General features: G+C 72.2%; 25 protein-coding genes. 10 read left to right on the top strand and 15 right to left on the bottom strand.

Features of this window, described 5'->3' with window-relative positions; all coding sequences use genetic code 11:
• Positions 1 to 10 precede the first annotated feature (10 nt).
• Together Sru01_RS13805 and Sru01_RS13810 are read left to right on the top strand one after the other, a co-directional pair.
• Positions 11 to 1234, top strand: coding sequence for a sensor histidine kinase (locus Sru01_RS13805; RefSeq protein WP_203984791.1), 1224 nt, complete (start codon positions 11 to 13; stop codon positions 1232 to 1234).
• The gene (locus Sru01_RS13810) at positions 1231 to 1884 is read left to right on the top strand and encodes a response regulator transcription factor (protein ID WP_203984793.1); all 654 of its coding nucleotides are present in this window, start codon (positions 1231 to 1233) and stop codon (positions 1882 to 1884) included. The genes Sru01_RS13805 and Sru01_RS13810 overlap by 4 nt, the downstream gene beginning before the upstream one ends.
• A 98-nt stretch (positions 1885 to 1982) precedes the next feature.
• On the opposite strand, the gene Sru01_RS13815 is transcribed toward Sru01_RS13810, so the two are convergent.
• Together Sru01_RS13815 and Sru01_RS13820 are read right to left on the bottom strand one after the other, a co-directional pair.
• Complete coding sequence (locus tag Sru01_RS13815; RefSeq protein ID WP_203984795.1) at positions 1983 to 2945, bottom strand: RDD family protein; 963 nt, start codon at positions 2943 to 2945, stop codon at positions 1983 to 1985.
• Between the two features lie 128 nt (positions 2946 to 3073).
• On the bottom strand, positions 3074 to 3601 hold the full coding sequence (locus Sru01_RS13820; RefSeq protein ID WP_203984797.1) for an AAA family ATPase: 528 nt from the start codon (positions 3599 to 3601) through the stop codon (positions 3074 to 3076).
• 102 nt (positions 3602 to 3703) lie between these two features.
• Here Sru01_RS13820 and Sru01_RS13825 point away from each other — a divergent pair, with 102 nt between their 5' ends.
• On the top strand, positions 3704 to 4426 hold the full coding sequence (locus Sru01_RS13825) for a DUF433 domain-containing protein (protein WP_203984799.1): 723 nt from the start codon (positions 3704 to 3706) through the stop codon (positions 4424 to 4426).
• A gap of 143 nt (positions 4427 to 4569) precedes the next feature.
• Here the strand turns inward: Sru01_RS13825 and Sru01_RS13830 are convergent, their stop codons facing one another.
• The 3 genes from Sru01_RS13830 to Sru01_RS13840 form a co-directional block, all read right to left on the bottom strand.
• Entirely contained in the window at positions 4570 to 4839 is a 270-nt protein-coding gene (locus tag Sru01_RS13830; protein ID WP_239137400.1) for a type II toxin-antitoxin system VapC family toxin, read from the bottom strand.
• Positions 4840 to 4980: 141 nt separating this feature from the next.
• Positions 4981 to 5184, bottom strand: coding sequence for a hypothetical protein (locus Sru01_RS13835; protein ID WP_203984800.1), 204 nt, complete (start codon positions 5182 to 5184; stop codon positions 4981 to 4983).
• Between the two features lie 58 nt (positions 5185 to 5242).
• Complete coding sequence (locus Sru01_RS13840; RefSeq protein ID WP_203984801.1) at positions 5243 to 6604, bottom strand: helix-turn-helix domain-containing protein; 1362 nt, start codon at positions 6602 to 6604, stop codon at positions 5243 to 5245.
• Between the two features lie 174 nt (positions 6605 to 6778).
• Between Sru01_RS13840 and Sru01_RS13845 the strand changes: the two genes are divergently transcribed.
• The gene (locus Sru01_RS13845; RefSeq protein WP_203984802.1) at positions 6779 to 7096 is read left to right on the top strand and encodes a hypothetical protein; all 318 of its coding nucleotides are present in this window, start codon (positions 6779 to 6781) and stop codon (positions 7094 to 7096) included.
• Between the two features lie 17 nt (positions 7097 to 7113).
• Positions 7114 to 7548: an ATP-binding protein gene (locus Sru01_RS13850; RefSeq protein WP_203984803.1), complete on the top strand. Its 435-nt coding sequence runs from the start codon at positions 7114 to 7116 to the stop codon at positions 7546 to 7548.
• Between the two features lie 157 nt (positions 7549 to 7705).
• Here Sru01_RS13850 and Sru01_RS13855 read toward each other — a convergent pair whose 3' ends face one another.
• The 3 genes from Sru01_RS13855 to Sru01_RS13865 all read right to left on the bottom strand — a co-directional run bounded on the left by Sru01_RS13855 (position 7706) and on the right by Sru01_RS13865 (position 9605).
• Positions 7706 to 8356 (bottom strand): permease-like cell division protein FtsX, encoded by a 651-nt coding sequence (locus tag Sru01_RS13855; RefSeq protein WP_203984804.1) that lies wholly within the window; start codon positions 8354 to 8356, stop codon positions 7706 to 7708.
• The gene (locus Sru01_RS13860) at positions 8353 to 8895 is read right to left on the bottom strand and encodes a sigma-70 family RNA polymerase sigma factor (RefSeq protein WP_203984806.1); all 543 of its coding nucleotides are present in this window, start codon (positions 8893 to 8895) and stop codon (positions 8353 to 8355) included. Before Sru01_RS13860 ends, Sru01_RS13855 begins: the two co-directional genes overlap by 4 nt.
• A 302-nt stretch (positions 8896 to 9197) precedes the next feature.
• The gene (locus Sru01_RS13865) at positions 9198 to 9605 is read right to left on the bottom strand and encodes a winged helix-turn-helix transcriptional regulator (protein ID WP_203984808.1); all 408 of its coding nucleotides are present in this window, start codon (positions 9603 to 9605) and stop codon (positions 9198 to 9200) included.
• A 78-nt stretch (positions 9606 to 9683) separates the two neighbouring features.
• Here Sru01_RS13865 and Sru01_RS13870 point away from each other — a divergent pair, with 78 nt between their 5' ends.
• A complete protein-coding gene (locus Sru01_RS13870; protein WP_203984810.1) occupies positions 9684 to 10292 on the top strand; it encodes an NAD(P)-dependent oxidoreductase in 609 nt (202 codons plus the stop codon).
• A gap of 7 nt (positions 10293 to 10299) precedes the next feature.
• On the opposite strand, the gene Sru01_RS13875 is transcribed toward Sru01_RS13870, so the two are convergent.
• The gene (locus Sru01_RS13875; protein WP_203984811.1) at positions 10300 to 12315 is read right to left on the bottom strand and encodes a glycosyltransferase family 2 protein; all 2016 of its coding nucleotides are present in this window, start codon (positions 12313 to 12315) and stop codon (positions 10300 to 10302) included.
• A 122-nt stretch (positions 12316 to 12437) separates the two neighbouring features.
• A complete protein-coding gene (locus Sru01_RS13880; protein ID WP_203984812.1) occupies positions 12438 to 13148 on the bottom strand; it encodes an aggregation-promoting factor C-terminal-like domain-containing protein in 711 nt (236 codons plus the stop codon).
• A 379-nt stretch (positions 13149 to 13527) separates the two neighbouring features.
• On the opposite strand from Sru01_RS13880, the gene Sru01_RS13885 reads away from it, so the two are divergent.
• From Sru01_RS13885 to Sru01_RS13895, 3 genes are read left to right on the top strand one after another with little or no spacing between them, the layout of a single operon-like run.
• A complete protein-coding gene (locus Sru01_RS13885) occupies positions 13528 to 14202 on the top strand; it encodes a response regulator (RefSeq protein WP_203984813.1) in 675 nt (224 codons plus the stop codon).
• Entirely contained in the window at positions 14199 to 15635 is a 1437-nt protein-coding gene (locus Sru01_RS13890; protein ID WP_239137401.1) for a sensor histidine kinase, read from the top strand. The genes Sru01_RS13885 and Sru01_RS13890 overlap by 4 nt, the downstream gene beginning before the upstream one ends.
• Complete coding sequence (locus Sru01_RS13895; RefSeq protein ID WP_203984814.1) at positions 15632 to 16219, top strand: hypothetical protein; 588 nt, start codon at positions 15632 to 15634, stop codon at positions 16217 to 16219. Before Sru01_RS13890 ends, Sru01_RS13895 begins: the two co-directional genes overlap by 4 nt.
• A gap of 165 nt (positions 16220 to 16384) precedes the next feature.
• Here Sru01_RS13895 and phoH2 read toward each other — a convergent pair whose 3' ends face one another.
• The 4 genes from phoH2 to abmR form a co-directional block, all read right to left on the bottom strand.
• A complete protein-coding gene (phoH2, locus tag Sru01_RS13900; protein WP_203984892.1) occupies positions 16385 to 17653 on the bottom strand; it encodes an RNA 5'-3' helicase PhoH2 in 1269 nt (422 codons plus the stop codon).
• A 309-nt stretch (positions 17654 to 17962) separates the two neighbouring features.
• Positions 17963 to 18724, bottom strand: a complete 762-nt coding sequence (locus Sru01_RS13905; RefSeq protein WP_203984893.1) for an isoprenyl transferase — start codon at positions 18722 to 18724, stop codon at positions 17963 to 17965.
• Positions 18725 to 18892: 168 nt separating this feature from the next.
• Positions 18893 to 20695 carry a phosphoenolpyruvate carboxykinase (GTP) gene (locus Sru01_RS13910; RefSeq protein ID WP_203984815.1) on the bottom strand — a complete coding sequence of 601 codons (1803 nt, stop codon included), beginning with the start codon at positions 20693 to 20695 and terminating at the stop codon, positions 18893 to 18895.
• A 366-nt stretch (positions 20696 to 21061) separates the two neighbouring features.
• Complete coding sequence (gene abmR, locus Sru01_RS13915; protein ID WP_203984817.1) at positions 21062 to 21583, bottom strand: ATP-binding transcription factor AbmR; 522 nt, start codon at positions 21581 to 21583, stop codon at positions 21062 to 21064.
• Positions 21584 to 21680: 97 nt separating this feature from the next.
• Between abmR and Sru01_RS13920 the strand changes: the two genes are divergently transcribed.
• On the top strand, positions 21681 to 22289 hold the full coding sequence (locus Sru01_RS13920) for an acyl-CoA-like ligand-binding transcription factor (RefSeq protein WP_203984818.1): 609 nt from the start codon (positions 21681 to 21683) through the stop codon (positions 22287 to 22289).
• Positions 22290 to 22435: 146 nt separating this feature from the next.
• Here Sru01_RS13920 and Sru01_RS13925 read toward each other — a convergent pair whose 3' ends face one another.
• Complete coding sequence (locus Sru01_RS13925) at positions 22436 to 23719, bottom strand: C40 family peptidase (protein ID WP_239137402.1); 1284 nt, start codon at positions 23717 to 23719, stop codon at positions 22436 to 22438.
• Between the last annotated feature and the right edge of the window lie 128 nt (positions 23720 to 23847).

Genomic DNA, 23847 nt, shown 5'->3' on the forward strand with positions numbered 1-23847 from the left:
GAATCGACGCATGTCGCACAGGCTTCCGGCACCCGTCCCCTACCTGCTGGGCTGGGTCCACGCGATCATCGGCGCCGCGATCTGGCTGCCGGCGGCGACCGGCGGCGCGGTGGCCGGTCTGGCCGTCCCCGCCCCGGTCCGCACCGAGGTGTTCGCGGCCACGACGGTCCTGCTCGTCCTGCTGGGCGGGTTGGTCGGGGTCACCCGGCCCGTCGCGATCCGGCTGGGCAACGCGCTGCTGCGCACCACGTTCCCCGTCGCGCCGGCGGCCCGCGGCCGGCCGGTACGGCTCCGTTCGGCCGGCTGGACCCTGCTGCACGCCGTGTCCGGCGCCGCGCTGCTGAGCGTCGTGTTCGGTGCCCTGCTGCCGGCGGTGACCCTGCCGGCCATCTGGGCCCGCGGTGGCGGCGACCTCGTGCTGCCCGGCATGTCACCGACGATCAGCGGCGGCCTGCCGGGGAGCTGGACCCTGGCCGTGGCGCTGGGGCTGGTCACGCTCGCCGGGGTCGCCGGCGCCGGGTACACCGCGGCGCTGCGCCGGGTGGCGCCGTACCTGCTCGGCCCGAGCGCCGCCGAGCGTATGGCGGCCGTGCGGCGGCACGCCGACCGGCTCGCGGTGCGCAACCGGCTGGCCCGGGAGCTGCACGACTCGATCGGGCACACCCTCACCGCGACCACGATCCAGGCGGCGGTGGCCGGCGCTCTGGTCGAGTCGGACCCCGAGCGGGCCCGGCACACGATGAGCGGCATCGAGGAGGCGGCGCGCACCGCGCTGGACGACCTCGACCACGTGCTCGGCGTGCTCCGCGACGGCGCCTCGCCACGGGAGCCGCAGTACACGCTGGCCGACCTCGACCCGCTGCTGGACCGGGTCCGCAGCGGCGGCACCCCGGTCGACGTGACGCTCACCGGCGATCCACGCCAGGTGCCGGCCGCCGTGTCCCGCGAGGCGTACCGGATCGTCCAGGAGGGGCTGACCAACGCGATACGCCGGTCCGGCCAGGTCACCGTCCGGATCGACGTCGGCCCGCACCACCTGGACATCGAGCTGACCAACCCGATCGCGGCCGGCCGGGTACCGGAGGTCGCGGGCGGGCGCGGCGGGCGAGGCCTGGCCGGCATCGCCGAACGGGTCCAGGTGCTGCGCGGCGAGGTCACCGCCGGCCCGGTCACCGATCACGCGGGGCACCGCTGGCGGCTCGCCGCCCGGCTGCCGCTAGGGTCCACCCCGTGATCCGCCTGCTGATCGCCGACGACGACGAGCTCACCCGGACCGGCCTGCGCTCGCTGCTGTCCACCGAGCCCGACCTGGAGGTGGTCGCCGAGGCGGCCGACGGCACCGAAGTGCTGCCGCTGGTCGTCGAGCGCCGCCCGGACGTCGTGCTGATGGACGTCCGGATGCCGAAGCTGGACGGCATCCGGGCCACCGGACTGCTGCGCGCCGAGCTGGCCGAGCCGCCCAAGGTGCTGGTCATCACGACGTTCGAGCACGACGACCACGTGTACGACGCGCTGCGTGCGGGCGCCGCCGGGTTCCTCCTCAAACGCGCCAGACTCTCGCAGATCGCGCACGCCATCCGGCTGCTCGACGCCGGGGAGTCGCTGCTGTTCCCGGACGCGGTCCGCGCGCTGGTCACCGCTCGCCCGGCCCCGCCTGCCGCCGTACGGCACCCGCGGCTCACCGGCCGGGAGACCGAGATCCTCCGGCTGATGGCCACCGGGCTGTCCAACACCGAGATATCCCAGCGCCTGGTCATCAGCCTGGAGACGGTGAAGACCCATGTCGGCAACCTGTTCACCAAGCTGGACGCCGCCAACCGCACCCAAGCAGTGATCATCGCCTACGAGACCGGCATCGTCACCCCGGGCTCCCCCGCCACCTGAATGAGCGCCAAAGGCGCCACCCTCCTATGGCGCGGGCTCGGACAGCGGATCCCCAGTTGGCCGGCCCCCGGGCCCACTCCGTTCCGCCGGAAGAGCGATCAGGCCGGGAGTCGGGCGTCCGGGATCCGGCGCACGACTTCAGTGCGCGCCAACCGGTCGTGCAGCGTTCGATCTCCGGGGTCGAGGATCACCCACAGGACGTCCGCGATGAGTGCGAGCGGCCCGATGACCGGCACGAACAGCAGAAGCGGAAAGAGCAGCGTGCGGAGCGCCGTCCTGCGCTTCGCCGGCTGCCCGGCAGCATCGACGGACACCAGCCGGATCCGCAACAGTCGCTTGCCCAGGGTCCGGCCCCACCGGCGGTGCTGCCCCCAGAAGTACAGAAAGATGAAGAAGACGCCGATCAACCGCTCCGGATCGGGGGCGACCGATAGGAGGCGCAACGCATTGACCACCCCTCCCTCGACATGGAACCAAAAGAACCCCTCCAGGCCGGTCAGGAGCAGGAAGAGCGGGACGGCGAAGGTGAACGTGGCGACAACGATCGTGTAGTCCACCAGCAACGCCGCGGGCCTGTGCCAGGTCACCCCGGCCGGCCGGGCGGCCACCGGCCGCGGCAAGGGGGCGGTGCTCGTCATCCGGGTGGCGACCAGTACGAGTGCGGCGGCCCCGAACAGGCACCACTGGGTGCTTCCCCAGGCGTCCATCATCGTGGCGAACCACTCGGCGCTGAGCAGGGGGATCACGCCGCAGGCGTCCGGCGAGGCGTAGGCAGGCGTGGCCGGCTCCAGGACGGCGATCAGCACCAGGCCACCTGCCGCTCGCCGACCCGCCTGCCACAGATCCGGACGGCGCAGGCAGGCGAGAAATCCCATCACGACCAGGATCGCCGGAACGGCCGCGGCCACCAGGTTCTCCATGACCATGTCGAGATCACTGCGCAGGGGTTCGAGCGGCGATATCCCCCAAGGCCCCAAGCCGGCACAATAGGTCAACTCGACCTCCCCTGGCTGGAGCCGGAAGCGCCACTCCTCCCAGGACGGCCAGGCGGCGACCGCCATGGCCGCCATCCACAGCGACAACGCCGGCCTCGATAACCAGGGGGAGTTCGACAAGATGTTCCTTTCACGACCGAGGTGGACACCTTAGCGATTGGTCCGCGCCGATGACCCGCTTCGAACAGCGGACCTCAGCCGTTGACGGCCTCGGCGATCCGCAGCGCGGCCTGTTCGGGTGTCAGGTGCGTGGTGTCGACGAGTTCGGCCTCGCCGGGGAGCCAGGTGCGGACCGCCTCGGCGTAGGGCTCAAGATGGGCGAGACGGAAGGGCGAGGGGCGGAGGGCGAGAACGGTGTCCCCCTCGATGCGCCTGCGGAGGGTGTCCTGGTCGGCGTGGAGAACGAAGTGCCGCACCGGAACGGCATGTTCGGCGAGACCCGCCCTGATCTCGCGCCAGTACTCCTCGACCAGGACGGTCATGGGCATCACCAGGGTGCCGCCGGTGTAGGCGAGTACGCGCCGGGCGGTCTCCACTACGAGCGGCCGCCACGGCGGCCAGTGCTGGAAGTTGTCCGTCGCCGGCAGGCCCGGCGTGATGTCCATGAGCGTCTCGCCCACCTTCTCGGCGTCGAACACCCGCGAACCGGGAATCAGGCGCTGCACGAGCGCGGCGGTCGTCGTCTTGCCCGCACCGTGAGTGCCGTTCAGCCATACGATCACGGAATCGATGCTATGGCCGCATGTCCGGCCCGGCAGGAATCCGGAGCTCCAGCTCGCCCGTCATGCGTCGTGCTCCTACGACGACCGGCTTCGTCTGAGACGATGACTGTCCAGGAGGTGCGGATGGTCATCGATCGGTTCACGACACCGCTGTACGGCATCGCCGAGGCGGCCCGTTACCTTGCCGTGCCGCCGTCCACGTTCACGACCTGGGCTTTCGGCTATCAGCGGCGCCGGCGTGACGGACGCGCCATCGAAGGCAAACCCGTGATCACCGCGGCGCGTCCTGATCGGCCGAACGAGGCCGCCGTACCGTTCATCGGGCTGGCCGAAGGTTTCGCATTGGCCGCCTTCCGCCAGGCAGGCGTGCCGCTGCAGCGCATCAGGCCGGCGATCGACGCGCTGGAGGAGGAACTCGGGCTCGCCCATGCCCTGGCCAGCAGGCGTCTGTTCACTGATGGCGCCGAGGTTCTGTACGACTACGCCGAACATGTCGGTGATGAGTCGGCCCGGGAACTCGTGGTCGTCCGTAACAACCAGCGCGTGTTCTCCGACATCGTCGCCAGTTATCTTCGCCGGGTCGACTTCGCTTCGGACGGATACGCCCAAGTCATCACCTTGCCCCAGTACCGGACCGCCACCGTCACGGTCGACGCCGCGCACGCCTTCGGACGTCCTCGCTTCACGCACGGCGGAGCGAAGCTGGAAGACGTCATCGATCTTTTCCAGGCCGGAGAACCCGTGGATGTGGTGGCCGAGGAATTCGGACTCAGCCGGGACGAGGTCGAGGACGCTCTCCGTGTCGCCACTCGAACAGCCGCGTAGGTTCTTCGTCGACCGCAGCCTGGGACGGGTGGCGGTTCCCAAGTTGCTCCGGGCCGCCGGATGGGCCCTGATCACGGCCGAGCGGCCCCACCAGGCGACGCGACCTTGAATGCCTGGCGTTCTACCCCTCGCTCGCGCTCGACCTAAGGAAGCAGCTTGAAGGCTTCGATGTGGCGCGGGCGCACCACCCGGAAATGCCGGTGGTCGACCGTCGCGACCTCTCGCAGTTTCAGCCTCTCCGCAATCGTGATCACGGCGGCGTCCACCAATCCAAGAGGAAGGTCGACATATTTCTCGACCAGTTCCGCCATACGGGGGAGATCTTCATCTTCCAGCTCGGCCACCTGGAATCCATCACCGCCGAATGACTTCAGGAACGCGATCTCGGCCTGCGGACCGACCCGCGACTCCAAGAGATGCCCACCTCTCCCATGACGGGAGACGGCACGAGAAGCGGTCCTTCAGCCTCTCGGAGCAGACCGATGCAGGCCCTGTGATACTGATCCTTGGCGTTGCCTACAGCGAGTAGGACTCCCGTGTCGCACAGGAGCACGTCAGCGGCCCATCTCGAAACGCAGAATCTCTTCATGACGGGCGGCGAGATCCGGTTCGGCATCGAACGACGCGAAAAACGGAAGATCTCGCCCCTTGGCAGCAGGCTCATCCAGTCGACCGCGAATGAGTTCCAGCGCCGGCCGAAGCTCGGCTTCGGGCAACCGGTCCACCAGGTGGTGCAGTTCCTCGCGCATCGCGCTCATAGTCTCAGTCTAGGTGGCGCGGGCCGAGAGACGCAGCGAACCCCGGCCCCGATTCCGGTCATCTCTTTCCTGATGTGCCACCATATGGGCGGGTGGTACAAGCGTTGCCGGAGGGGTCGGCGGCCAGAGCCTGACGGAGGTCGGTGGGGGCGGGGTGGTGGCGCTGGGCTTGGGGGACAGCGCGCAGGACAAGGTGGGCGGTCTCCAGGATGTGCCGGGTGCGGTAGCCGGGGGCGAGCGCGTCGATGACGGCCGCCGCCTGCCGCGTCCCCTCGTCCACCCCGCCCCGGACCACCGTGCACAGGGCCTGGTGAAGCTGGACGTTGGCGCAGTACTGGTAGTCCTGGGTGAGCTTCATCAGGCTCTCCTGCGCCCGGCGCCCTGGCTCCTCCGCACCGGCCGCGGCGTAGACCCAGCTCTCGGCGAAGTGCAGCTGGTTCAGCTTCCAGAAGCCGTACGGGTCTCGATGTACGCCCTTGTCGGCGAGAGCGTGGAGAGCGTTCAGCCTGTCGAGTGCCTCGTCGTGCCGGCCGAGCATGGAGAGGGCTTTGACCTCGGTCGTCAGCAGGTCGACGTTCTGACCGCCGGCGAGCTCGCAAGCGTCACGCACGAGCTGGAGGATGGCCTCTGGGGGGCGCTGCCCGTATAGACCGTGGCCGGCCTCTTCGCCGCGGACCATGAGCCGGAGGTCCAGGTCGCCGGAGGTGTCGGCGGCGTGGCGGGCGGTGTGCCACCAGCGGAGGGCGGTGCCGTGCTCGCCGAGGCGGGTCAGGACGTTGGCCTGGATGGACGAGAGCACCGCCAGGCAGCGCCGCAGCTCGACCGCGTCGGCGGGGCCGGCGGCGGCCAGCTGCCGGTGGAGCGCGTGCAGGTCGATGAGCAGGTCGGCGGTGACCTGGGCGGGCGGCCGGGTGCGCATCGCGTGCAGGTGGTCGGCGCAGGCCAGTTCCCAGTCCTCCAGGCTGCGATGCTCGCGGCCGAGGGAGGCGTCGAGGAGTTGCCGCAGCGGCTCGGACTGCGCGCCGAACGAGCCCACCGCGCCGAACGGGGTGACGGCGCCGAGTCCGGCGAGAAGGTGGAGCATGGCCCGACGTTCCATGTCGTCACCTCCGGCGGGATATGCGGGGTTCGCCCAGCATGTACCCGAGGCGGACCCGGTGACGGTGTCCGGGGAGGTGAGCTTGTCGTACAGGGCGGTGAGGATGCCGTGCGCGCCGTACACCTGGTCCAGGGCCGGCACCAGCTCCGCCGGGGGCATCCGCTCGCCGCGCTCCCATCGGGCCAGGTTGGAGAAGTCCACGTGCAACGCCAGGGCCGCCCGCCGCAACGACAGGTTCGGCCGGCTCTCCCGGCAGTGCCGCATCACCGCGCCGAACAGGTGCCAGGGCGACACGTGCGGGTCGATCGGGTCTTGCGCCATGACCGCCTCCTCGATGGACGTGGACCACGTAGCTGCCACTTCGTCACGCTTCCAGCACGATCGATCACCCACAATGATGACACCGCTACCTTCGGTAGCGAAGGGAAATCGGCGGGATCGACCGGCGACCGCGAGGCCGGGCGGATCCCTGATCAGGAAGGCAGGGACGGCGGCGTGCGACGTCTTGGAAACCTGTGGCGCCGGAGCGGGCGCCCTCGCGGCAGGCACACCGCCGGCCGGCCCTACGCGCCGGTCGAGCCCGGCGCACCGGACCCCGGCGCCCGGGCGGCGGCGGTGCTGGTCGACCGGCTGGAGCCGGACTGGACGGTCATCTACGGCCCGTGGAGCCGCCGCTTCTACGCGCTCGCCGTCTTCCCGACCGCGGAGCCGTTGATCATCGAGGCGGCCACCGCGCCGGAGCTGCGCGCCCTGATGCGCGAGGCCGAGCGGGACACCGCCGCCCGGCCCCGGCCCGCCGCCCCGGCCGCCTGAGCCACCAGGACGCCCACGTGAGCGAGACTCCCCGGCGCATCGAGACCGCCGACTTCCCGGCAACCGAGACCTCGGTGGCCGAGGCGCGGCGCTGGCTGCGCAAGATCCTGGACGGCCGGCCGCGCTGCGACGACGCCGTCCTGCTGCTGTCCGAGGCGGCCACCAACTCGGTCGTGTACACCGACACCGCGACCATCGGGGTGACCGTGACGGTCGAGGAGAACGGCGACGTCCGCGTCGAGGTCGCCGACGAGGGCGCCCCGACCATCCCGAGCCTCGCCGGCGACCCCGAGGACCTGAAGTCCTCCGGGCGCGGCATCCTGCTGATCCGCGCGCTGGCCACCCGCTGGGGCTTCACCGCGAACCCGCCCGCCCACACCCTGTGGTTCGAACTCTCCCCGGCCCCGGCTACCCGGCAAGCGGCCCACCGGACGCCAGAGGGCGCCCGGTGACGTGGTGAGATTCGCCCCGAACCCCGCCGGGAATGGCCGGCGCCACGATCGGCGCCGGCGGCGTGCAGGCCGCCGGCGCCGATCAGCGTAACGGGACGGCGAACCCGGCGGCGGGGGTGTCCCTGCCGGTGATCCCCGAAGGTGAAGGTCAACCGGGTCAGCGGCCCTTACCGAGGAAGGTGCACTGGTCACCCAGGCCGAGGAAGTAGGCGATCACCCCCCACCACGAGCCGCGATCGGCCATGCAGGACTGGTCCACGCTGTTGGACACGCCGGGCAGCTCGCTCAGCGCCTGGGCCACGGCCGGAATGTTCGCCCCCGGCCTGAGCTGGAGGCGGAAGGACTCGGGCATGTCCTCGGGTCTCACCTCGTCCGCATACTTGGGAAACCGCCGCCGGAAACTCTCCCAGGCCAGCTTCCGGTCCTCGAAGGCGACGCTCTCCACTTCGGGCCGGGTGGTCATGGCGCGTTGCAGGTTCTCCCGTTCCGCCGCGGTGATCGCCCCGCCCGCACAGCCCGGGAAGGCGTCGTCGTCCTTGCAGAGGAAGACCGCGACCTCGGGCCGGTCGGACGATGCCGCGCCGCTCAGCGACATGGCGACGATTTTCTCCTGCCCGCCTCCGGCGGAGACGGCGGCGAACCGGACCACGCCGAGCACCGTCACGGCGAGCGCCAGAGCGACGGCGGTGACCCGGAGCGGGTGGCCCCGGACGGTACGGTGCGGCGGGGGCAGCGGGCGGGTGTCGTCGTCGATGGTCCTCGCGCGGGCCGTCATGGCGTCACGCAGCCGGTCCTCGATGTCGTTCATGCGGTGTCGTCCCCCAGTTCGCGAAGCAGCCCGGCCAGTGCCCGGGCGGTGGTGGATCTCACGGTGCTCTCCCGGATGCGCAGGATCTCGGCGATCTCCGCGTCGGGCAGGTCGAGGTAGTAGCGCAGCACCAGCACCTCGCGGCGGCGTCGCGGCAGCCGGGCCAGCGCGAGCAGCATCTCCCGCCGGGACTCTCCGATCAGCGCGGCGGTCTCCGCCGAGTCGGCCAGGTCGGTGACCCGTTCGGTGCGCCGCAGCGCGACCGCCCGGCGGCGCAGCACCGACCGGGATCCGTTGAGCACGCAGGTCCGGACGTAGGCGAGCGTGGTAACGCCCGGCCGCCACCTGGCGTGCAGCCGGGCGAACACGTCCTGCACCACGTCCTCGGCCGTCTCCCGGTCGCCGACGAGCAGCACCGCCAGCCGCACCAGGTCGAGCCGATGGTCGCGGTAGAAGGCGACCAGCCCGGCGTCCGGGGAGCGGGCCGCGGGCACCGAGGTGGGTGCGGTGGTCTCCAGCCGGAGAATCTCGCGGTTCATGTCCTGTGAACGCGAAGCCGGGCCGATCCGCTGCTTCCCTCGCCCGCGGATCCGATCTGGGGCGGCAGGTGGCCTCTCCTCGTGCATCCAACTCGCTCGGTGAGGCATCACGAGTCGCCGCAAATGCGACGTAAGAGGTTGGCCGGCATCCTTCCCCGCCGAATGCCCTGCACGATCTTGGGCTACATGGTGAGATTCGACCGGCCCAGACAAGGCTGTGCCCCGGCTGCGTGCTCAGCAGAGGCATCACCGGGGCTTATGACGCGAGGATACCACCCCACGGCTTGGACGGACTCCGGCGGTCAGGGGCCCGGCTGGTCTTTGTCGTCCGGTCGCCGGGGCAGGAGGCGGGAGGCGGGGGGACCGGGCGGGGCGTAGCCGGAGCGCTCCAGGTCGAGGGCGACCTGCCGGAGCGCGTCCATGATCGGGGACAGGCGCTCGCCGAGCGGGGTGAGCGCGTAGACGGTGGACTGCCGGCCCCGCGACTCGGTGGTCCGGCTGACCAGGCCGGCCTCCTCCATCTTCTTCAGCCGGCCGCTCAGCGTCACCGCGTTCACCCGGGGGATGGCCCGCTGCAACTCGTTGAACCGCATCTCCGACGCCTGCAGCGTCATGACGATGGCCAGCGTCCACAGATCGCCGATGACGGACAGGATCTGCATGCAACGCGCTACCTGGGTGTCGCTGACCTGGTCCATGTTGACGACCATTCTAGTACCACTATAGATTCTTTAGCAGTTAAGCTTCTTTAGCGGTTGTCGGGCACCCCGGTGGACAGGAGAGCGACAGTGCGCATCACGATCTTCGGCGCGACCGGGCGGACCGGCCACCTGCTGGTCCGCCGGGCCCTGGACGCCGGGCACACCGTCACCGCCTACGCCCGCAACCCCGGCCGGCTGAGCATCACGCATCCCGCGCTGTCGGTCGTCGCCGGCGGGATGGACGACGACGCGGCCATCGTCCGGGCCGTGCAGGACGCCGAAGCGGTGATCGAAGGGGTCGGCTCGGTCAGCGACGGCACCCGCCGGATCATCGCCGCCATGGAGAAGACCGGCGTGCGGCGGCTGGTGGTCGTCTCGACGTGCAGCGTCCCGGACCCGGGGGACCGGCCGGACGCGAAGTTCGCGGCGCTGGCCCGGTTCGTCCGGACCGTCGCGCCGAAGCCGTATCGGGAGGTCCGCCGGGCCGCCGAGCTGGTCCGTGTCGCCGACCTGGACTGGACGCTGGTCCGGGTGGCCAAGCTGAACGACCGGCCCGCGGGCGGGGACGTCAAGGTGGGCCACTACGGCCACGGCGTCCTTTCGCTCTCCACCAGCCGCGCCGACCTGGCCGCCTTCCTGCTCGGCCAGGTGACCGACCGGACCTACCTCCGGCAGGCCCCCGCCATCAGCAGCTGAGCCCGGGTCATTTCGGGGTCTCGGTGGTGGGCGGGGCGGGCAGGTAGCGATCGTGCAGGGCGCGGCCGAGGCGCAGCAGCCACGGGCCGCCGGGCAGCCGGGCGGCCAGCCGGGCCAGCGGCGACGGCCGGGCGGCCAGGGTGCCGGGCTCGCCGGCGGACTGCACCCGAGTGCGGCCGCTGCGGCCCACCTCCAGCAGGAAGCGCAGGTCGGTCTCGGCGCCGTCCACCCGCAGCGCCGGCGTCCACAGGCCGGGCGTGAGGTGGCCCTCGCCGGGCAGCCGGCGGACGGCGACCCGGGCGACGAGCTGGCCGGGGAACCGCCCGGGCACCCCGGGTTCGACCAGCGCGGGCACGCTGACGTCCCGGGGCCGGGCGGCCATCTGGCGCAGCACCAGCTCGGCGGGCGGCCCGCCGCTCGGCGGCACGTAGGGCACCGGCAGCACGACGAACACGCCGCCCTCGCGGTGCAGCGCGGTGGCCGCCGGGGACACCAGCCGGATGGAGTCGGCGAACGAGCGCGGTTCGACGCACACGCTCAGCTCGCGCCGCTCCGACCAGCACGGGATGGCCAGCCGGCGCTGCCGCCCGGCGAGGATGCCGACGCAGCTCAGCCGGCTGCCGCGCTGCCCGGCGACCCGGGTGCGGGCCTGCTGCACGCCGCTGTACATCCGCACGTGCACCTCCCACTCGCCGCGCGGCAGCGGCCGGCCGAGCGCGGCGGTGTCCACGTCCAGCCGGGCCCGGCCGACCGCCCAGAGGCGGACCCGGTCGCCCTCCCGGGACCGGCAGACCTCGCCGGACACCGGCAGGAAGAAGATCAGGCCGTTGTCGGCGTCCCGGACGTAGACCTCCATCCGGGCCTGGCCCACGGCGCCGGTCACGTCGGCCAGGTCGGGCGGCAGGGCCAGCCCTGGCAGCGGCGGCACCCACAGCAGCCGGTCGCCGTCGGCGCGGAAGGTCACCGGCCGGCCGGCGCCGTCCACCATCTCCACCGCCAGGTCCAGGTCGAGCACGCCGTCGTCCCAGGACACGTCGCGCAGTTCGGCCCGGACACCGGCCCCCCGGCCGGCCTCGGCCAGCGCCACCAGGCCGGCCAGGTCGCCGGCCCGCAGCAACCGGGCGCGGGCCCGCAGGTGGACGGGCACGTGCCGGTCCAGGCTCGGCGGGAGGCGCTCGGCGGCCAGTTCGCGCAGCGCGGCGAGCAGCGCGGTCCGCTGGTCCGGCCGGGCGGCGAGCAGCCGGCGCCCGCCCAGCGGGCGCAGCACGCCGGTGCGCAGCCAGTGCGCGTACAGCCGGTCGCGGGTCTCCCCCGGGTCGGTGCACTCGTCGATGGCGTCCAGCACGGCGCGCAGCCCGGCGACGTGGGCGCGCGGCTCCGGTGGCGCCTCGGGGGCCGGGCCGAGGTGGCAGCAGACCTGGTCGGCCAGCACGGCGATCACCTTGGCCGCCAGGTAGGCCCGGACGACGAAGGCCTGCTCGGCGGGGCCGGCGTCGATGTCGGGGAAGCGGATGCCGCGGCCGTCGAGGAAGGCGCGGCGGAACAGCTTGTGCGCGGTGGGCAGGCCGAGCAGCCCGTCGGCCAGCACGTCGGCCCGCTCGCGGTTGCGGCCGAACACCCGCGGCGGCGGGTTGTCCCCGCGGACCAGCCGGCCGATCAGGATGTCCGCGTCGGTCTCGGTGGCGGCCCGGTGCATCATCTCCAGCGCGACCCGCTCCAGCCGGTCTTGCTGCCCCAGCAGGTAGACGTAGTCGCCGCGGGCGACGGCCAGGCCGACGTTGCGGCCGCGGCCGGGGTGCCCGCCGGCGTCGTCCAGGTGCAGCACCCGGACGTTGGGCCGGACGGCGGCGACGGCGTCCAGGCGTTCGCGGGTCGCCTCCCCGCAGCCCTCATCGGCGAAGATCACCTCGTACTCGTCCGAGGGCAGCGACTGCTCCAGGAGCGAGCGGACGCACGCGTCGAACGCGTCGTCGTCCGGCCCCGGCTCCGCCACCGGCACCACCACGCTGACCTTGACACCCATGCGGGCCAGCGTGCGCCGGACGGCGGTGAAACGGCGTCAGGCTTGCCGAAACCTCAAGCAACCCTGACTAAGAGTTCGCGCCGGGCAGGAAGGGCGCGGGCACCGGCCGGTGCGGTGCCGTGTCAGTACCAGCCCACGGACTGGGAGTGCGCCCAAGCGCCGCACGGAGACTTGTAGCGGGAGGCGATGTAGCCGAGACCCCACTTGATCTGGGTGGCCGGGTTGGTCTGCCAGTCGGCGCCGGCGCTGGCCATCTTGCTGCCGGGCAGGGACTGCGGGACACCGTAGGCGCCGCTGCTGCGGTTCATCGCCCGCTCGTTCCAGCCGCTCTCCTTGTCCCACAGCCGTTCCAGGCAGCCCCACTCGCTCGCCCAGCCGCGGGCGGCGTTCATCTTCTGGCCGATGGCCTTGTTGCTGCCGGGGTTCGGCTTGGAGCCGGGCGGGAACGCCGAGGCGTTGAATCCGGCGCCACCGGGCGCCTTCTTCACGATCTTGATGGGGCTCCACTTCGGCGCGCCGTCGTCCCGGGAGTCCTGCAGCGCCCGGGCCCGGGCGGCCTGCGCGGCCTGCAGCTTCAGCGCGTCCGCTTTCGGGTCGGGCGCGAAGGGGTCGCCGGCCATCCGGCTGAAATCGTCCAAGAGCAGCGGCTTGGTGGTGCGGGCCAGCTCGGCGTTCTCCTGCATGGTGCGCACGGTGAACACACCGAGCGCACCGACCAGCGCCAGCGAGACGCCGGCACCCGCCACGCGCTTGGGAGTCAGCAGTGACCCGCGCTGGCGGGCGCGCCCGCGTGGCGGCCGGGCGTACTCGTCGGTGCCTGGCTTGTCCCGCAATCGCTGACCTGAGCTCACGATTGACGAGCTTGCCGTGTCTTGGGGGGTGCTTTGCAACCGGAACGGAGAAGTTGGGATGAATGGCAACGGCGGACTGTCGCGGATCTGGTAGATAACGTGGGTTTTCCGGGTTCGTGTGATTTTCGTCACAGCACCCGAACCTCGGGCCGGTCTTCCGGCTCCCCGGCCGGCGGAACGGCGCGCGGACGGTCGCTCCGGGGCGCACGGTGGTGGGCGGGACCACCGGGCGCCGGCCCCCGAGTCCGGCACGCGGCGTAGGCCTCTTCAGGGTCCCCGGTCACTGTGCGGACCACGTCCGCGCCGCGTCACGGTTCGATGACACGCAAGAGGATCACGAGCTTTCAGCAATAATGTCCGGGTGGCCGGCATCCTTCTCGTCGAAGACGACCCCTCCGTGCGCACCAGCCTCGAGCTCGCGCTGAGCCGGCAGGGCCACACCGTCACGGCGTACGCGACCGGCGAGGAGGCCCTGGACCACGTGCGCGCCCGCCGCCCGGAGATCGTCATCCTCGACGTCATGCTCCCCGGCATCGACGGGGTGGAGGTGTGCCGCCGCATCCGCCGGCTCGACCCGCTGCCGGTCATCCTGCTCACCGCGCGCGGCGACGACCTCGACATCGTCGTCGGCCTGGAGGCGGGCGCGGACGACTACGTGGTCAAGCCGGTCGAGCCGCGGGTGCTCGACGCGCGCATCCGCGCCGTGCTGCGCCGGCTGGAATCGGCGTCCGCCGACCGCATCTCCTTCGGCGACCTCGTCGTCGACCGCGGCGCGCTCAAGGTGACCCTCGGCGACCGCGAGATCCACCTCACCCCGACCGAGCTGCGGCTGCTGCTGGAACTGGTCCGCCACCCCGGCCAGGTGCTCAACCGCCGCTACCTGCTGCGCGCGGTCTGGGACCACAACCACGTCGCCGACTCGCGGCTGGTGGACGCGTGCGTGCAGCGGATCCGCGCCAAGATCGAGCCGGTGCCGGCCGAGCCCGCCTACATCCACACCGTGCGCGGTTTCGGGTACCGCTTCAGCCCCCCGTGAGCATCGGCAGCCGGCGGCCCACCGGGCTGCGCGGCCGGCTGGTCATCACCTTCGTCCTGGTCGCGGTGACGGCGTCGGCCCTGGTCGCGGGCATCGGATACCAGCTGGTGCGCCGCGCCCTGCTGGACCGGGCCGAGACCACCGCGCTGGCGGACGTGCGCGACGTGCTGCGGCGCACCTCGCTGCCGATCGGCACCACCGACCTGCTGTGGCCGCAGTCGGTCGTCACCGAGAGCGACCTCAACGACCTGGCCGGCGCCCTCGGCGGGCCGGACCGGCAGGTAGTCCTGCGGTACGGCGACCAGGTACGGCTGAGCAGCGGCGCCAGGTTCGGCCTGGACGACGTGCCGGCGACGCTGCGGCGGCCGGCCGGCAGCCGGATGGCCTACCAGCGCCGGTCGATCAACGGCGAGCCGTGGGGATTGATCGCCACCGACGTTTACCGGCAGACCCCGACCGGCATCGTGCGGCGCACCGGGATGTCGGTCTTCGTCTTCGTCTCCCTCAAGGAGGAGGACGGGGTGCTCTCCCGGCTGCGCACCGCGCTCGCCCAGGCGTCCGGGATCACCCTGGCGATCGCCCTCACCGTCGCCCTGGTGTCCGCCCGCAGCGTCCTGCTGCCGGTACGGCGGCTCGGCGAGGCCGCGCGCGCCCTGGGCGCCGGCCGGCTGGACACCCGGCTGCCGGTGCACGGCCGGGACGAGCTGGCCGGGCTGACCGCCACGTTCAACGACACCGCCTCGGCCCTGGAGCGCACCGTCTCGGAGCTGCGCGCCCTGGAGGCGATGTCCCGGCGCTTCGTGGCGGACGTGTCGCACGAGCTGCGCACCCCGCTCACCGCGATGACGGCGGTCACCGACATGCTCACCGAGGAGGCCGAACGGCTCCCGCCGGACGCCGGCCAGGCCGTCGAGATCGTGGTCCGCGAGATCGACCGGCTGCGCGTGCTGGTGGAGCACCTCATCGAGGCGAGCCGGCTGGACTCGGGCACCGCCGTGTTGGTCCGGGAGAACGTGGACGTCGGCACCGCGCTGGCCGACGCCTTGGAGATCCGCGGCTGGACCGGCCGGATCCGGCTGGACGTGCCGGCCGACCTGTCGTTCTGGCTGGATCCGCGCCGGTTCGATGTGATCGTGGCCAACCTGATGGGCAACGCCCTGCACCATGGCGCGCCCCCGGTGACGGTCACCGCGCGCGTGCTGCGCAGCGGCCTTGAGGTGCGGGTGCGCGACCGCGGCAAGGGCATCCCCCGCGAGGCGATGCCGCACGTCTTCGAGCGCTTCTACAAGGCCGGGGCGGGGCGGGCGCGCAGCGAGGGCAGCGGCCTGGGGCTGGCGATCGCCAAGGCCAACGCCGAGCTGCACGGCGGCACCATCCGCGTCGAGGCGCGCGACCCCGGCACCGAGTTCGTCGTCTGGATCCCCCGCCCATGACCCCACCCGTGCTCGACGCGCCCGCCCGGCGCGGGTGGCGGCACCGGCTCGCGGCGCCGGCCGCCGCGGCCGTGCTGGCCTGCGCCGCGGGGTGCGGCGTGCAGCCGACCGGCGTCATCGACGGCGGGCCGGCCCCGGTGATCAGCGCCAAGGGCGCGGTGGCGACGGTCTACCTGCTGCGCGACGGGCGGCTCGCCCCCAAGAAGGTCGCGACGGCCTCCGCGGCGGCCGAGGACGTGATCGCGGCGCTGTTCGACCTGGGCCGCCGGCCGGGGGACGGGCTGGGCACGGCGCTCGACGGGTACCGGCTGGAGCAGAGCGTCCTCAGCAGGTACGGGGTGAACAGCGGGGTGCGCAACGACCCGGAGAACCCGGTCGGCCTGCGGCTGCACGTAATCGTGAACGGCCCCGGGCGGCTGAGCCGGACGGCGGTGGCGCAGATCACCTGCACCGCCCGGCTGCGGGACGACATCTGGGCGGTGAAGATCACCCAGACCACCAACGGCGGGCCGACGGCCCTCGGCGAGCACACCTGCCGGGAGTACCACGACCTGGCCGCCGACACGGTCAACCTGCCCCCCTGAGCCGGCCGCCGGACCGGGTCGCGTCCGACCGCCACGGCGTCCGGGAAGCGCAGGCCGGGAAGCACGGGCGGGAAGCGCAGGCCGGGAAGGGTGGACCTGAAGACGGGCGCCCGGGAAGGGCGGAGCCCGGGGACGGGCGGCGAAGGCGCCCGTCCCCGGGCGGGATCACATGGTGATGTCCTCCAGCATCTCGGTGACCAGGGCCGCGATCGGCGAGCGCTCGGAGCGGGTCAGCGTGACGTGCGCGAACAGCGGGTGCCCCTTGAGCTTCTCGACCACGGCCACCACGCCGTCGTGCCGGCCGACCCGCAGGTTGTCGCGCTGGGCGATGTCGTGGGTGAGCACCACCCGGGAGTTGGCGCCGATCCGGGACAGCACGGTGAGCAGCACGCCGCGCTCCAGCGACTGCGCCTCGTCGACGATCACGAAGGCGTCGTGCAGGGACCGGCCGCGAATGTGGGTCAGCGGCAGCACCTCCAGCATGCCGCGGTCCAGCACCTCCTCGATGACCTCGGGGGTGGTGACCGCGCCCAGGGTGTCGTAGACCGCCTGGCCCCACGGGCCCATCTTCTCGTTCTCCGAGCCGGGCAGGTAGCCGAGCTCCTGGCCGCCGACCGCGTAGATCGGGCGGAACACGATCACCTTGCGGTGCTGGCGGCGCTCCAGGACGGCCTCCAGGCCCGCGCACAGCGCCAGCGCCGACTTGCCGGTGCCGGCCCGGCCGCCCAGCGAGACGATGCCGACCTCGGGGTCCATCAGCAGGTCGAGGGCGATGCGCTGCTCGGCGGAGCGGCCGTGCAGGCCGAAAACCTCGCGGTCGCCGCGCACCAGGCGCACCGACTTGTCGGGCAGCACCCGGCCGAGGGCCGAGCCGCGGCTGGACAGCAGCCGCAGGCCGGTGTGGGTGGGCAGCTCGCGGGCCTCCTCCAGCTCGGCCGAGCCGCTGTCGAAGAGGGTCGCGACGTCCTCGTCGGTCACCTGGAGCTCGGCCATGCCGGTCCAGCCGGACTCTACGACCAGGTCGGCGCGGTACTCCTCGGCGGCCAGGCCGATGGAGGCGGCCTTGACGCGCATCGGCAGGTCCTTGGAGACCAGCACCACGTCACAGCCCTCGGCGGCCAGCGAGCGGGCCACGGTCAGGATGCGGGTGTCGTTGTCGCCGAGCCGGAAGCCGGCCGGCAGGATCGCGGGATCGCTGTGGTTGAGCTCGACCCTGATGGTGCCGTCTCCGATGGGCATCGGCTCGTCCAGCCGGCCGTGCCGCACCCGCAGGTCGTCCAGGAAGCGCAGCGCCTTCCTGGCGAAGTATCCCAGCTCCGGGTGGTGCCGCTTGGCCTCCAGCTCGGTGATGACGACGATCGGTAGTACTACCTCGTGCTCGGCGAAGCGGCTCATCGCCGCCGGGTCGGCGAGCAGGACGGAGGTGTCCACAATGTAGGTCCGCCGGGACGACGGGCCGTCAGAGGTAGTGGACGGGTTGCTCGAGGACACAGCCACGCGTTCTCCCCCGGGCGCCGGAACCGCGCGCCCTGCCAGATGAGGTGGTGATCGGACCGGATCCGTTCTCGTGCCGCCGCCGGAGCGAGGCGACGCCGGATGCCGGCCCTCCTCGTCGTTTGGCGACGCAAGGGCGGACCCTCTCCCGAAGTAGGCCGGATGGACTGCCTACTCATTAAGGTACGTCGTGAAACGTCCCTGCCCAACAGCCGGTCGGTGGACGGCCGGGGGCGGTCATGGGGCGTCTCAGCTGCCGTACCGCCGGTGCCGCGCGGCGTACGATCGCAGCGCCCGCAAGAAGTCGACCCTGCGGAAGTCGGGCCAGTAGGCCTCGCAGAAGTAGAACTCCGAGTGGGCGCTCTGCCAGAGCAGGAATCCGGAGAGTCGCTGCTCTCCCGAGGTGCGGATGAGGAGGTCCGGGTCGGGGAGGCCGCGCGTGTAGAGATGCTCGGCGATGTGCTCCACATCGAGGACCTCGACGAGCTCCTCGATGCTGGCGCCCTTGCTGGCGTGCTCCTGGAGGAGGGAGCGCACCGCATCAGCGATCTCACGCCTTCCTCCATACCCAACCGCAACGTTCACAATCAGCCCAGGACGCCTGGATGTCCCCTCTTTCGCATCTTTAAGGACACGCGCCGTCCGATCGGGCAGCAGGTCGAGGGCGCCCATGGTGTTCACCCGCCAGCCGCCGGCGACCAGCCGCTGCACCGTGCCCTCGATGATCTCGATCAGCGGGTCGAGCTCCTCCTTGGGGCGGGTGAGGTTGTCGTTGGACAGCAGCCAAAGGGTGACGACCTCCACCCCGGCCTCCCGGCACCAGACCAGCAGCTCGGAGATCTTGTCCGCGCCCTTCTGGTGGCCGTGGCTGACGTCGCGCAGGCCCATGGCCCGCGCCCAGCGGCGGTTGCCGTCGACGACCACGCCGACGTGCCGGGGTATCTGCCCTGGGGACAGCTTGCGCTCCAGCCTGCGCTCGTACAGCCGGTACACGAGATCGCGCACGCCCATGGAGGTCTCCCCTTCGCCGCTCGTCCGCTCCGGGACGCTGACCACACGCAATTATCACGTGCCCGGGCGCTTGCCCCGTCCCGAATCGGGCAAGGGGGCCTCGTCGAGGGCGAGGACCGCCAGGCCGCGTACGTGCGCGGCCCGGCGGCCCGTTCCCAGCCCGCCGGGTCAGCCCAGCCGCTTGACCAGCGCGTGGTATTCATCCCAGAGCTCGGCCGGCAGGTGATCGCCGAAGGTCTCCAGATGCTCGGGGATCAGCGACGCCTCCTGCCTCCACACCTCGGTGTCCACCGACAGCAGGGTGTCGAGGTCGGCGGGCGCGATGTCCAGCCCTTCGGTGTCCAGCGCCTCCTTGGGCGGCAGCAGCCCGATCGGCGTCTCCACCGCCGGGGCGGCGCCGTTGAGGCGGTCGACGATCCACTTGAGCACCCGGCTGTTCTCCCCGAAGCCCGGCCACAGGAACCGGCCGGCGGCGTCCTTGCGGAACCAGTTCACGTAGTAGATGCGGGGCAGCCGGCCGGGGTCGGCGGCCGCGCCGACCTTGAGCCAGTGGGCGAAGTAGTCGCCCATGTTGTAGCCGCAGAAGGGCAGCATGGCGAACGGGTCGTGCCGCAGCTCGCCCACCGTGCCCTCGGCCGCCGCCGTCTTCTCCGAGGCGACGTTGGCACCGAGGAAGACGCCGTGCTGCCAGCTGAAGGACTCGGTGACCAGCGGCACCGCGGTGGCCCGGCGCCCGCCGAACAGGATCGCCGAGATCGGCACGCCCTTGGGGTCGCGCCACTCGGGGGCGATGGTCGGGCACTGGGCCGCCGGGGTGGTGAACCGGGCGTTCGGGTGCGCGGCGGGCTCGGGCGAGTCCGGCGTCCAGTCCCGGCCGCGCCAGTCGGTGAGGTGCGCCGGCGGCTCGTCGGTGAGGCCCTCCCACCACACGTCGCCGTCGTCGGTCAGCGCCACGTTGGTGAAGATGCTGTTGCCCCACAGCGTCCGGATCGCGTTGGCGTTGGTGGACTGCCCGGTGCCGGGCGCCACGCCGAAGAAGCCGGCCTCCGGGTTGATCGCGTACAGGCGGCCGTCCGCGCCGAACCGCATCCAGGCGATGTCGTCGCCGACGGTCTCGACCTTCCAGCCGGGGATGGTGGGCTGGAGCATGGCGAGGTTGGTCTTGCCGCAGGCGGACGGGAACGCCGCGGCCACGTACCGGGTGGCACCGTCCGGCGGGGTGAGCTTCAGGATGAGCATGTGCTCGGCCAGCCAGCCCTCGTCCCGGGCCATGGCGCTGGCGATGCGCAGCGCGTAGCACTTCTTGCCGAGCAGCGCGTTGCCGCCGTAGCCGGAGCCGTAGGACCAGATCTCCCGCGTCTCGGGGAAGTGGCTGATGTACTTGGTGGTGCTGCACGGCCAGGGCACGTCCTGCTGCCCGGGCGTGAGCGGGGCGCCGACGGAGTGCACCGCCTTGACGAAGTCACCGCGCTCCTCGATCAGCCGCAGCGCCTCCTCGCCCATCCGGGTCATGATCCGCATGGAGACCGCGACGTAGGGCGAGTCGGTGATCTCCACGCCGAGCTGGGAGATCTCGCCGCCCAGCGGGCCCATGCAGAACGGCACCACGTACATCGTGCGGCCGCGCATGCAGCCGGCGAACAGCTCGTCGAAGGTCTCGCGCATCTCCTTGGGCGCGATCCAGTTGTTGGTCGGGCCGGCGTCCTGCGGATCCTCCGAGCAGATGAAGGTGCGGTCCTCCACCCGCGCGACGTCGGAGGGGTCGGAAGCGGCGTAGAAGCTGTTCGGGCGCTTGGCCAGCCGGACGAAGGTGCCCTGGGCGACCAGCTGGTTCGTCAGGCGCGTCCACTCGGTCTCCGAGCCGTCGCACCAGACCACCCGGTCCGGGCGGGTCAGCTCGGCGATCTCCTGTACCCAGGCGGCCAGGGCGGCGTGGGAGGTCGGGGCGGGCGTTTCACTGGTAACTGACACGGGGCCGGCTCCTTACTCTCAGGCCAGTCATCATTAACGACAAACCGCGCGGGATCCAATTGGCGTAGACCAGTCGATGAAAATGCGGCCCAAGGGTCCCCCAAAAGAGGAGATCGCTCGCAGCCGCTTCATTTCCCTTTTCCACTCATTGAATTCCCGGCGCCGCCGTGACCCCTGTCCGCTGCCCGTACGAGCGACGTAACGGCAGGCAGGGGACGCGATGGTGCGTGGGAGTTTACCCACACCTGACCGAGGCAAAAAAGCGGCCCCGGCCACCGCCCCCTCTTACCCGGCGACCGGAGCCCACACATTGGTATAGGCCAATCGGAATGGTCTGGACCTGTTAAAGGATTGGTTCACACCATTTTACTGGCCGAGGTCGGGGCCGGCGGAGCGCACCCGGTCCACATGCTGGAGCGCATCGCGCAGGTCAGCGAGCCAGGTGTCGGTGTGCGTGCCGACCAGGCGCACGCACCAGGCGAGCGCGTCGCTGCGGCTGCGCGCGACGCCGGCGGCCACCAGGGTGTCCAGCACCCGGCGTTCCTGCTGGCGCAGCCGGGTCATCACCGGGACCGACAGGGTGGTGAACATCACCGTGCGGTCGTCGCAGACGGCTCCCCAGGACACCTTCCGGCGGAACCGGTGCTCGGCCTCCCGGGCGATCTCCATGCGCCGCTCCCGGGTCTCCTCGCGGAAGCGCTGGACGTGTCCCTCGATCAGCGCCGCCCGCTCGGCTCCCTCGGTGCCCTCGGCAGGCTGGGGGACCGGCAGCGTCCCGACGATCGAGACCTCCTCGCGGTCCAGCTGGAACTCCGGCGGCCCGGAGAACCACCCGTCGGGCAGCCGCCCGGTGAACCAGGCGACGATCACTGCTTCTTCGTTTTCCATGTAATCAACATTACATAGCAGGCCGCCCGGTTCAAGAGGGCCGGACCGGGCAGCGCGGGAGGAGACCAGCACCCCTCCGGCAGGCAAGAATCGGAAGATGAGCTCACCAGCCCGGACCGAGGGCCATCTCGGCCTCCGGGAACGCAAGAAGGCCCGCACCCGGCGGGCCGTGCAGGAGCATGCCCTGCGCCTGTTCACCGAGCAGGGGTACGAGGCGACCACGGTCGAGCAGATCGCCGAGGCCGCGGAGATCTCCCCGAGCACCTTCTTCCGCTACTTCCCCAGCAAGGAGGACGTGGTGGCCCGGGACGACTACGACCCCCTGCTGGCCGCGGCCTTCCTCGCGCAGCCGGAGTCGATGCCCCCGCTGGCCGCGATGCGCCGGGCCGTCCGCCAGGTGTTCGACGAGGTCTTCGCCGAGGACCACGAGACGATCCTGCGCCGGGTCCGGCTGGTCTGGTCGGTCCCCGCGCTGCGCGCCCGCCAGTTGGAGGGCCAGGTGAACACCATGGCCATGCTCGCCGGCGTCATCGCCCGGCGGACCGGCCGCGCACCGGGCGACCTGGACGTCCAGGTCTGCGCCGGGGCCGTCACCGGCGCCTGGATCGCCACCGTCGAACGCTGGGCCGGGTCCGGCGGCGCCGAACCCCTGCCCGAGCTCATGGACCGAGCCCTGGCCCTGCTGGAGGCCGGTCTCCCGCTCTGAGGCGTTCCGGGCACCCCGGGGCTCCACGTGTCCCGGGGGCGGTGGCGTCCGGCCCGATCAGCGGGCCCGGCAGTGTCAGCGGATCGGCCTGATCAGCGGACCCGGCACTGTCAGCGGACCCGGCAGTGTCAGCGGATCGGGCGCGGTCAGCGAACCCGGGCCGCCACCGACGGGACGACCCGCACCACGCCGGCCAGGTTGCGGGTGTAGACCGGGGAGAACTTCACCACGTCGCCGGTGCGCGGCGCCTGCAGCATCTTGCCGTCGCCCCAGTAGATCGCCACGTGCGAGATGTAGCCGGGGTTGGTCGGGTCGCTGCGCCAGAACAGCAGGTCACCCGGCTGTGCCTGGGACAGCGGCACCTGCGGGCCGGTCGCCCATTGCTGGTGGGTGACCCGCGGCATGACCACGCCGGCCTGCCGGAAGGCCCACTGCACCAGGCCCGAGCAGTCGAAGGTGTCCGGCCCCTCCGCACCCCAGACGTACGGCCGGCCCAGCTTGCTCGCCGCGGCGGCCAGGATGGCCTTCATCTGGTCCGCCGCGATGTAGGACCCGGTCGGCCAGGAGGTCCGCCCGCGCGCCGGCGGCCGCAGCACCGGGTTGATCAGCGCCACCTGGCTGCCCTTCGGCAGCACCTTCAAAAGCCGCTCGCGCAGCCGGGTGAGGTCGGCGCCGGGGGCGCTCACGACCAGGCCGTTGCGCTCGGGGACGCCCAGCGCCCGCGCGGTGTCCCGGGACACCACGGCGTTGATCGAGCCCATGCCCATGGTCGCGTAGGCGCCGACCCGCAGCCGCCGCGGGCCCGCGGTCACCGTGGACCCGAGCTTCACGCCGCCGTCGCTGCCCAGGATGAACGACACCGCCACGTCACCGGCGGCGACGCTGTTCCACAGCGCGTCGGACCGGGCGGTGGACCGGGGGGTGTAGGCGCGGAAGGTGGAGGGGTCCACGCCCATGGTCTGCACGCGCTTGCCGTCCATCGCGACGTCGGCGGCGTCGACCGCCTCCACCGCCCGGACGCCGCGGGCCGCGCGCACCCGGCGCACCGCCGCCTCCGGCAGCGTCCGGGACGACACCACGAACAGGTGCGGTGCCCGCGGCGCGCCGAGCGGTGCCACCGGGGCCGGGGTGGCCACGGCCGCCGCGGCGGGCGCGGCCGGCACCTCGCGGGCCGCCGCCACGTATCCGGGATCGCGGGCCGGCGGCCGCGCGCGGCGGGCCGCCTCGGCCGCCGCGGTGTGGTGGGCGTCCATGTCGCGCAGCACCATCACGTCGGCGGCCAGCAGGGCGATCAGCGCGCCGGCCACGACCGGGACCAGGCGGCGCCGTACGACGCGCGCCGGCCACTGCGGGCCGGCGGGCGCCCGGACCTGCCCCCAGGGGGGAGCCTCTCGGACGACGGCCGATCCCCGCGGTCGCCGATCGAGCACGTTCCACCCCTCTTCCCCGATGCCTGTGCCGGACGTCTGAGAGTGCCGCATACCTGACCGCTCGTCCAGACGTACGCCGTCTCCCTACGCCCGATTGTCGCGAAATCCGCGGCGGATGTCCGGTGTTT

It is taken from the genome of Sphaerisporangium rufum, from assembly GCF_016863395.1.
Taxonomy (GTDB): Bacteria; Actinomycetota; Actinomycetes; order Streptosporangiales; family Streptosporangiaceae; genus Sphaerisporangium; species Sphaerisporangium rufum.

What these genes read in the sequence shown, in the direction of transcription:
- Sru01_RS13805 (WP_203984791.1), top strand. Translation starts at nt 11, where the DNA reads ATGTCGCACAGGCTTCCGGCACCCGTCCCCTACCTGCTGGGCTGGGTC.
- Sru01_RS13815 (WP_203984795.1), bottom strand. Translation starts at nt 2,945, where the DNA reads ATGGCGGTCGCCGCCTGGCCGTCCTGGGAGGAGTGGCGCTTCCGGCTC.
- Sru01_RS13825 (WP_203984799.1), top strand. Translation starts at nt 3,704, where the DNA reads ATGACTGTCCAGGAGGTGCGGATGGTCATCGATCGGTTCACGACACCG.
- Sru01_RS13835 (WP_203984800.1), bottom strand. Translation starts at nt 5,184, where the DNA reads ATGAGCGCGATGCGCGAGGAACTGCACCACCTGGTGGACCGGTTGCCC.
- Sru01_RS13840 (WP_203984801.1), bottom strand. Translation starts at nt 6,604, where the DNA reads ATGGCGCAAGACCCGATCGACCCGCACGTGTCGCCCTGGCACCTGTTC.
- Sru01_RS13855 (WP_203984804.1), bottom strand. Translation starts at nt 8,356, where the DNA reads ATGAACGACATCGAGGACCGGCTGCGTGACGCCATGACGGCCCGCGCG.
- Sru01_RS13860 (WP_203984806.1), bottom strand. Translation starts at nt 8,895, where the DNA reads ATGAACCGCGAGATTCTCCGGCTGGAGACCACCGCACCCACCTCGGTG.
- Sru01_RS13865 (WP_203984808.1), bottom strand. Translation starts at nt 9,605, where the DNA reads ATGGTCGTCAACATGGACCAGGTCAGCGACACCCAGGTAGCGCGTTGC.
- Sru01_RS13875 (WP_203984811.1), bottom strand. Translation starts at nt 12,315, where the DNA reads ATGGGTGTCAAGGTCAGCGTGGTGGTGCCGGTGGCGGAGCCGGGGCCG.
- Sru01_RS13895 (WP_203984814.1), top strand. Translation starts at nt 15,632, where the DNA reads ATGACCCCACCCGTGCTCGACGCGCCCGCCCGGCGCGGGTGGCGGCAC.
- Sru01_RS13905 (WP_203984893.1), bottom strand. Translation starts at nt 18,724, where the DNA reads ATGGGCGTGCGCGATCTCGTGTACCGGCTGTACGAGCGCAGGCTGGAG.
- abmR (WP_203984817.1), bottom strand. Translation starts at nt 21,583, where the DNA reads ATGGAAAACGAAGAAGCAGTGATCGTCGCCTGGTTCACCGGGCGGCTG.
- Sru01_RS13920 (WP_203984818.1), top strand. Translation starts at nt 21,681, where the DNA reads ATGAGCTCACCAGCCCGGACCGAGGGCCATCTCGGCCTCCGGGAACGC.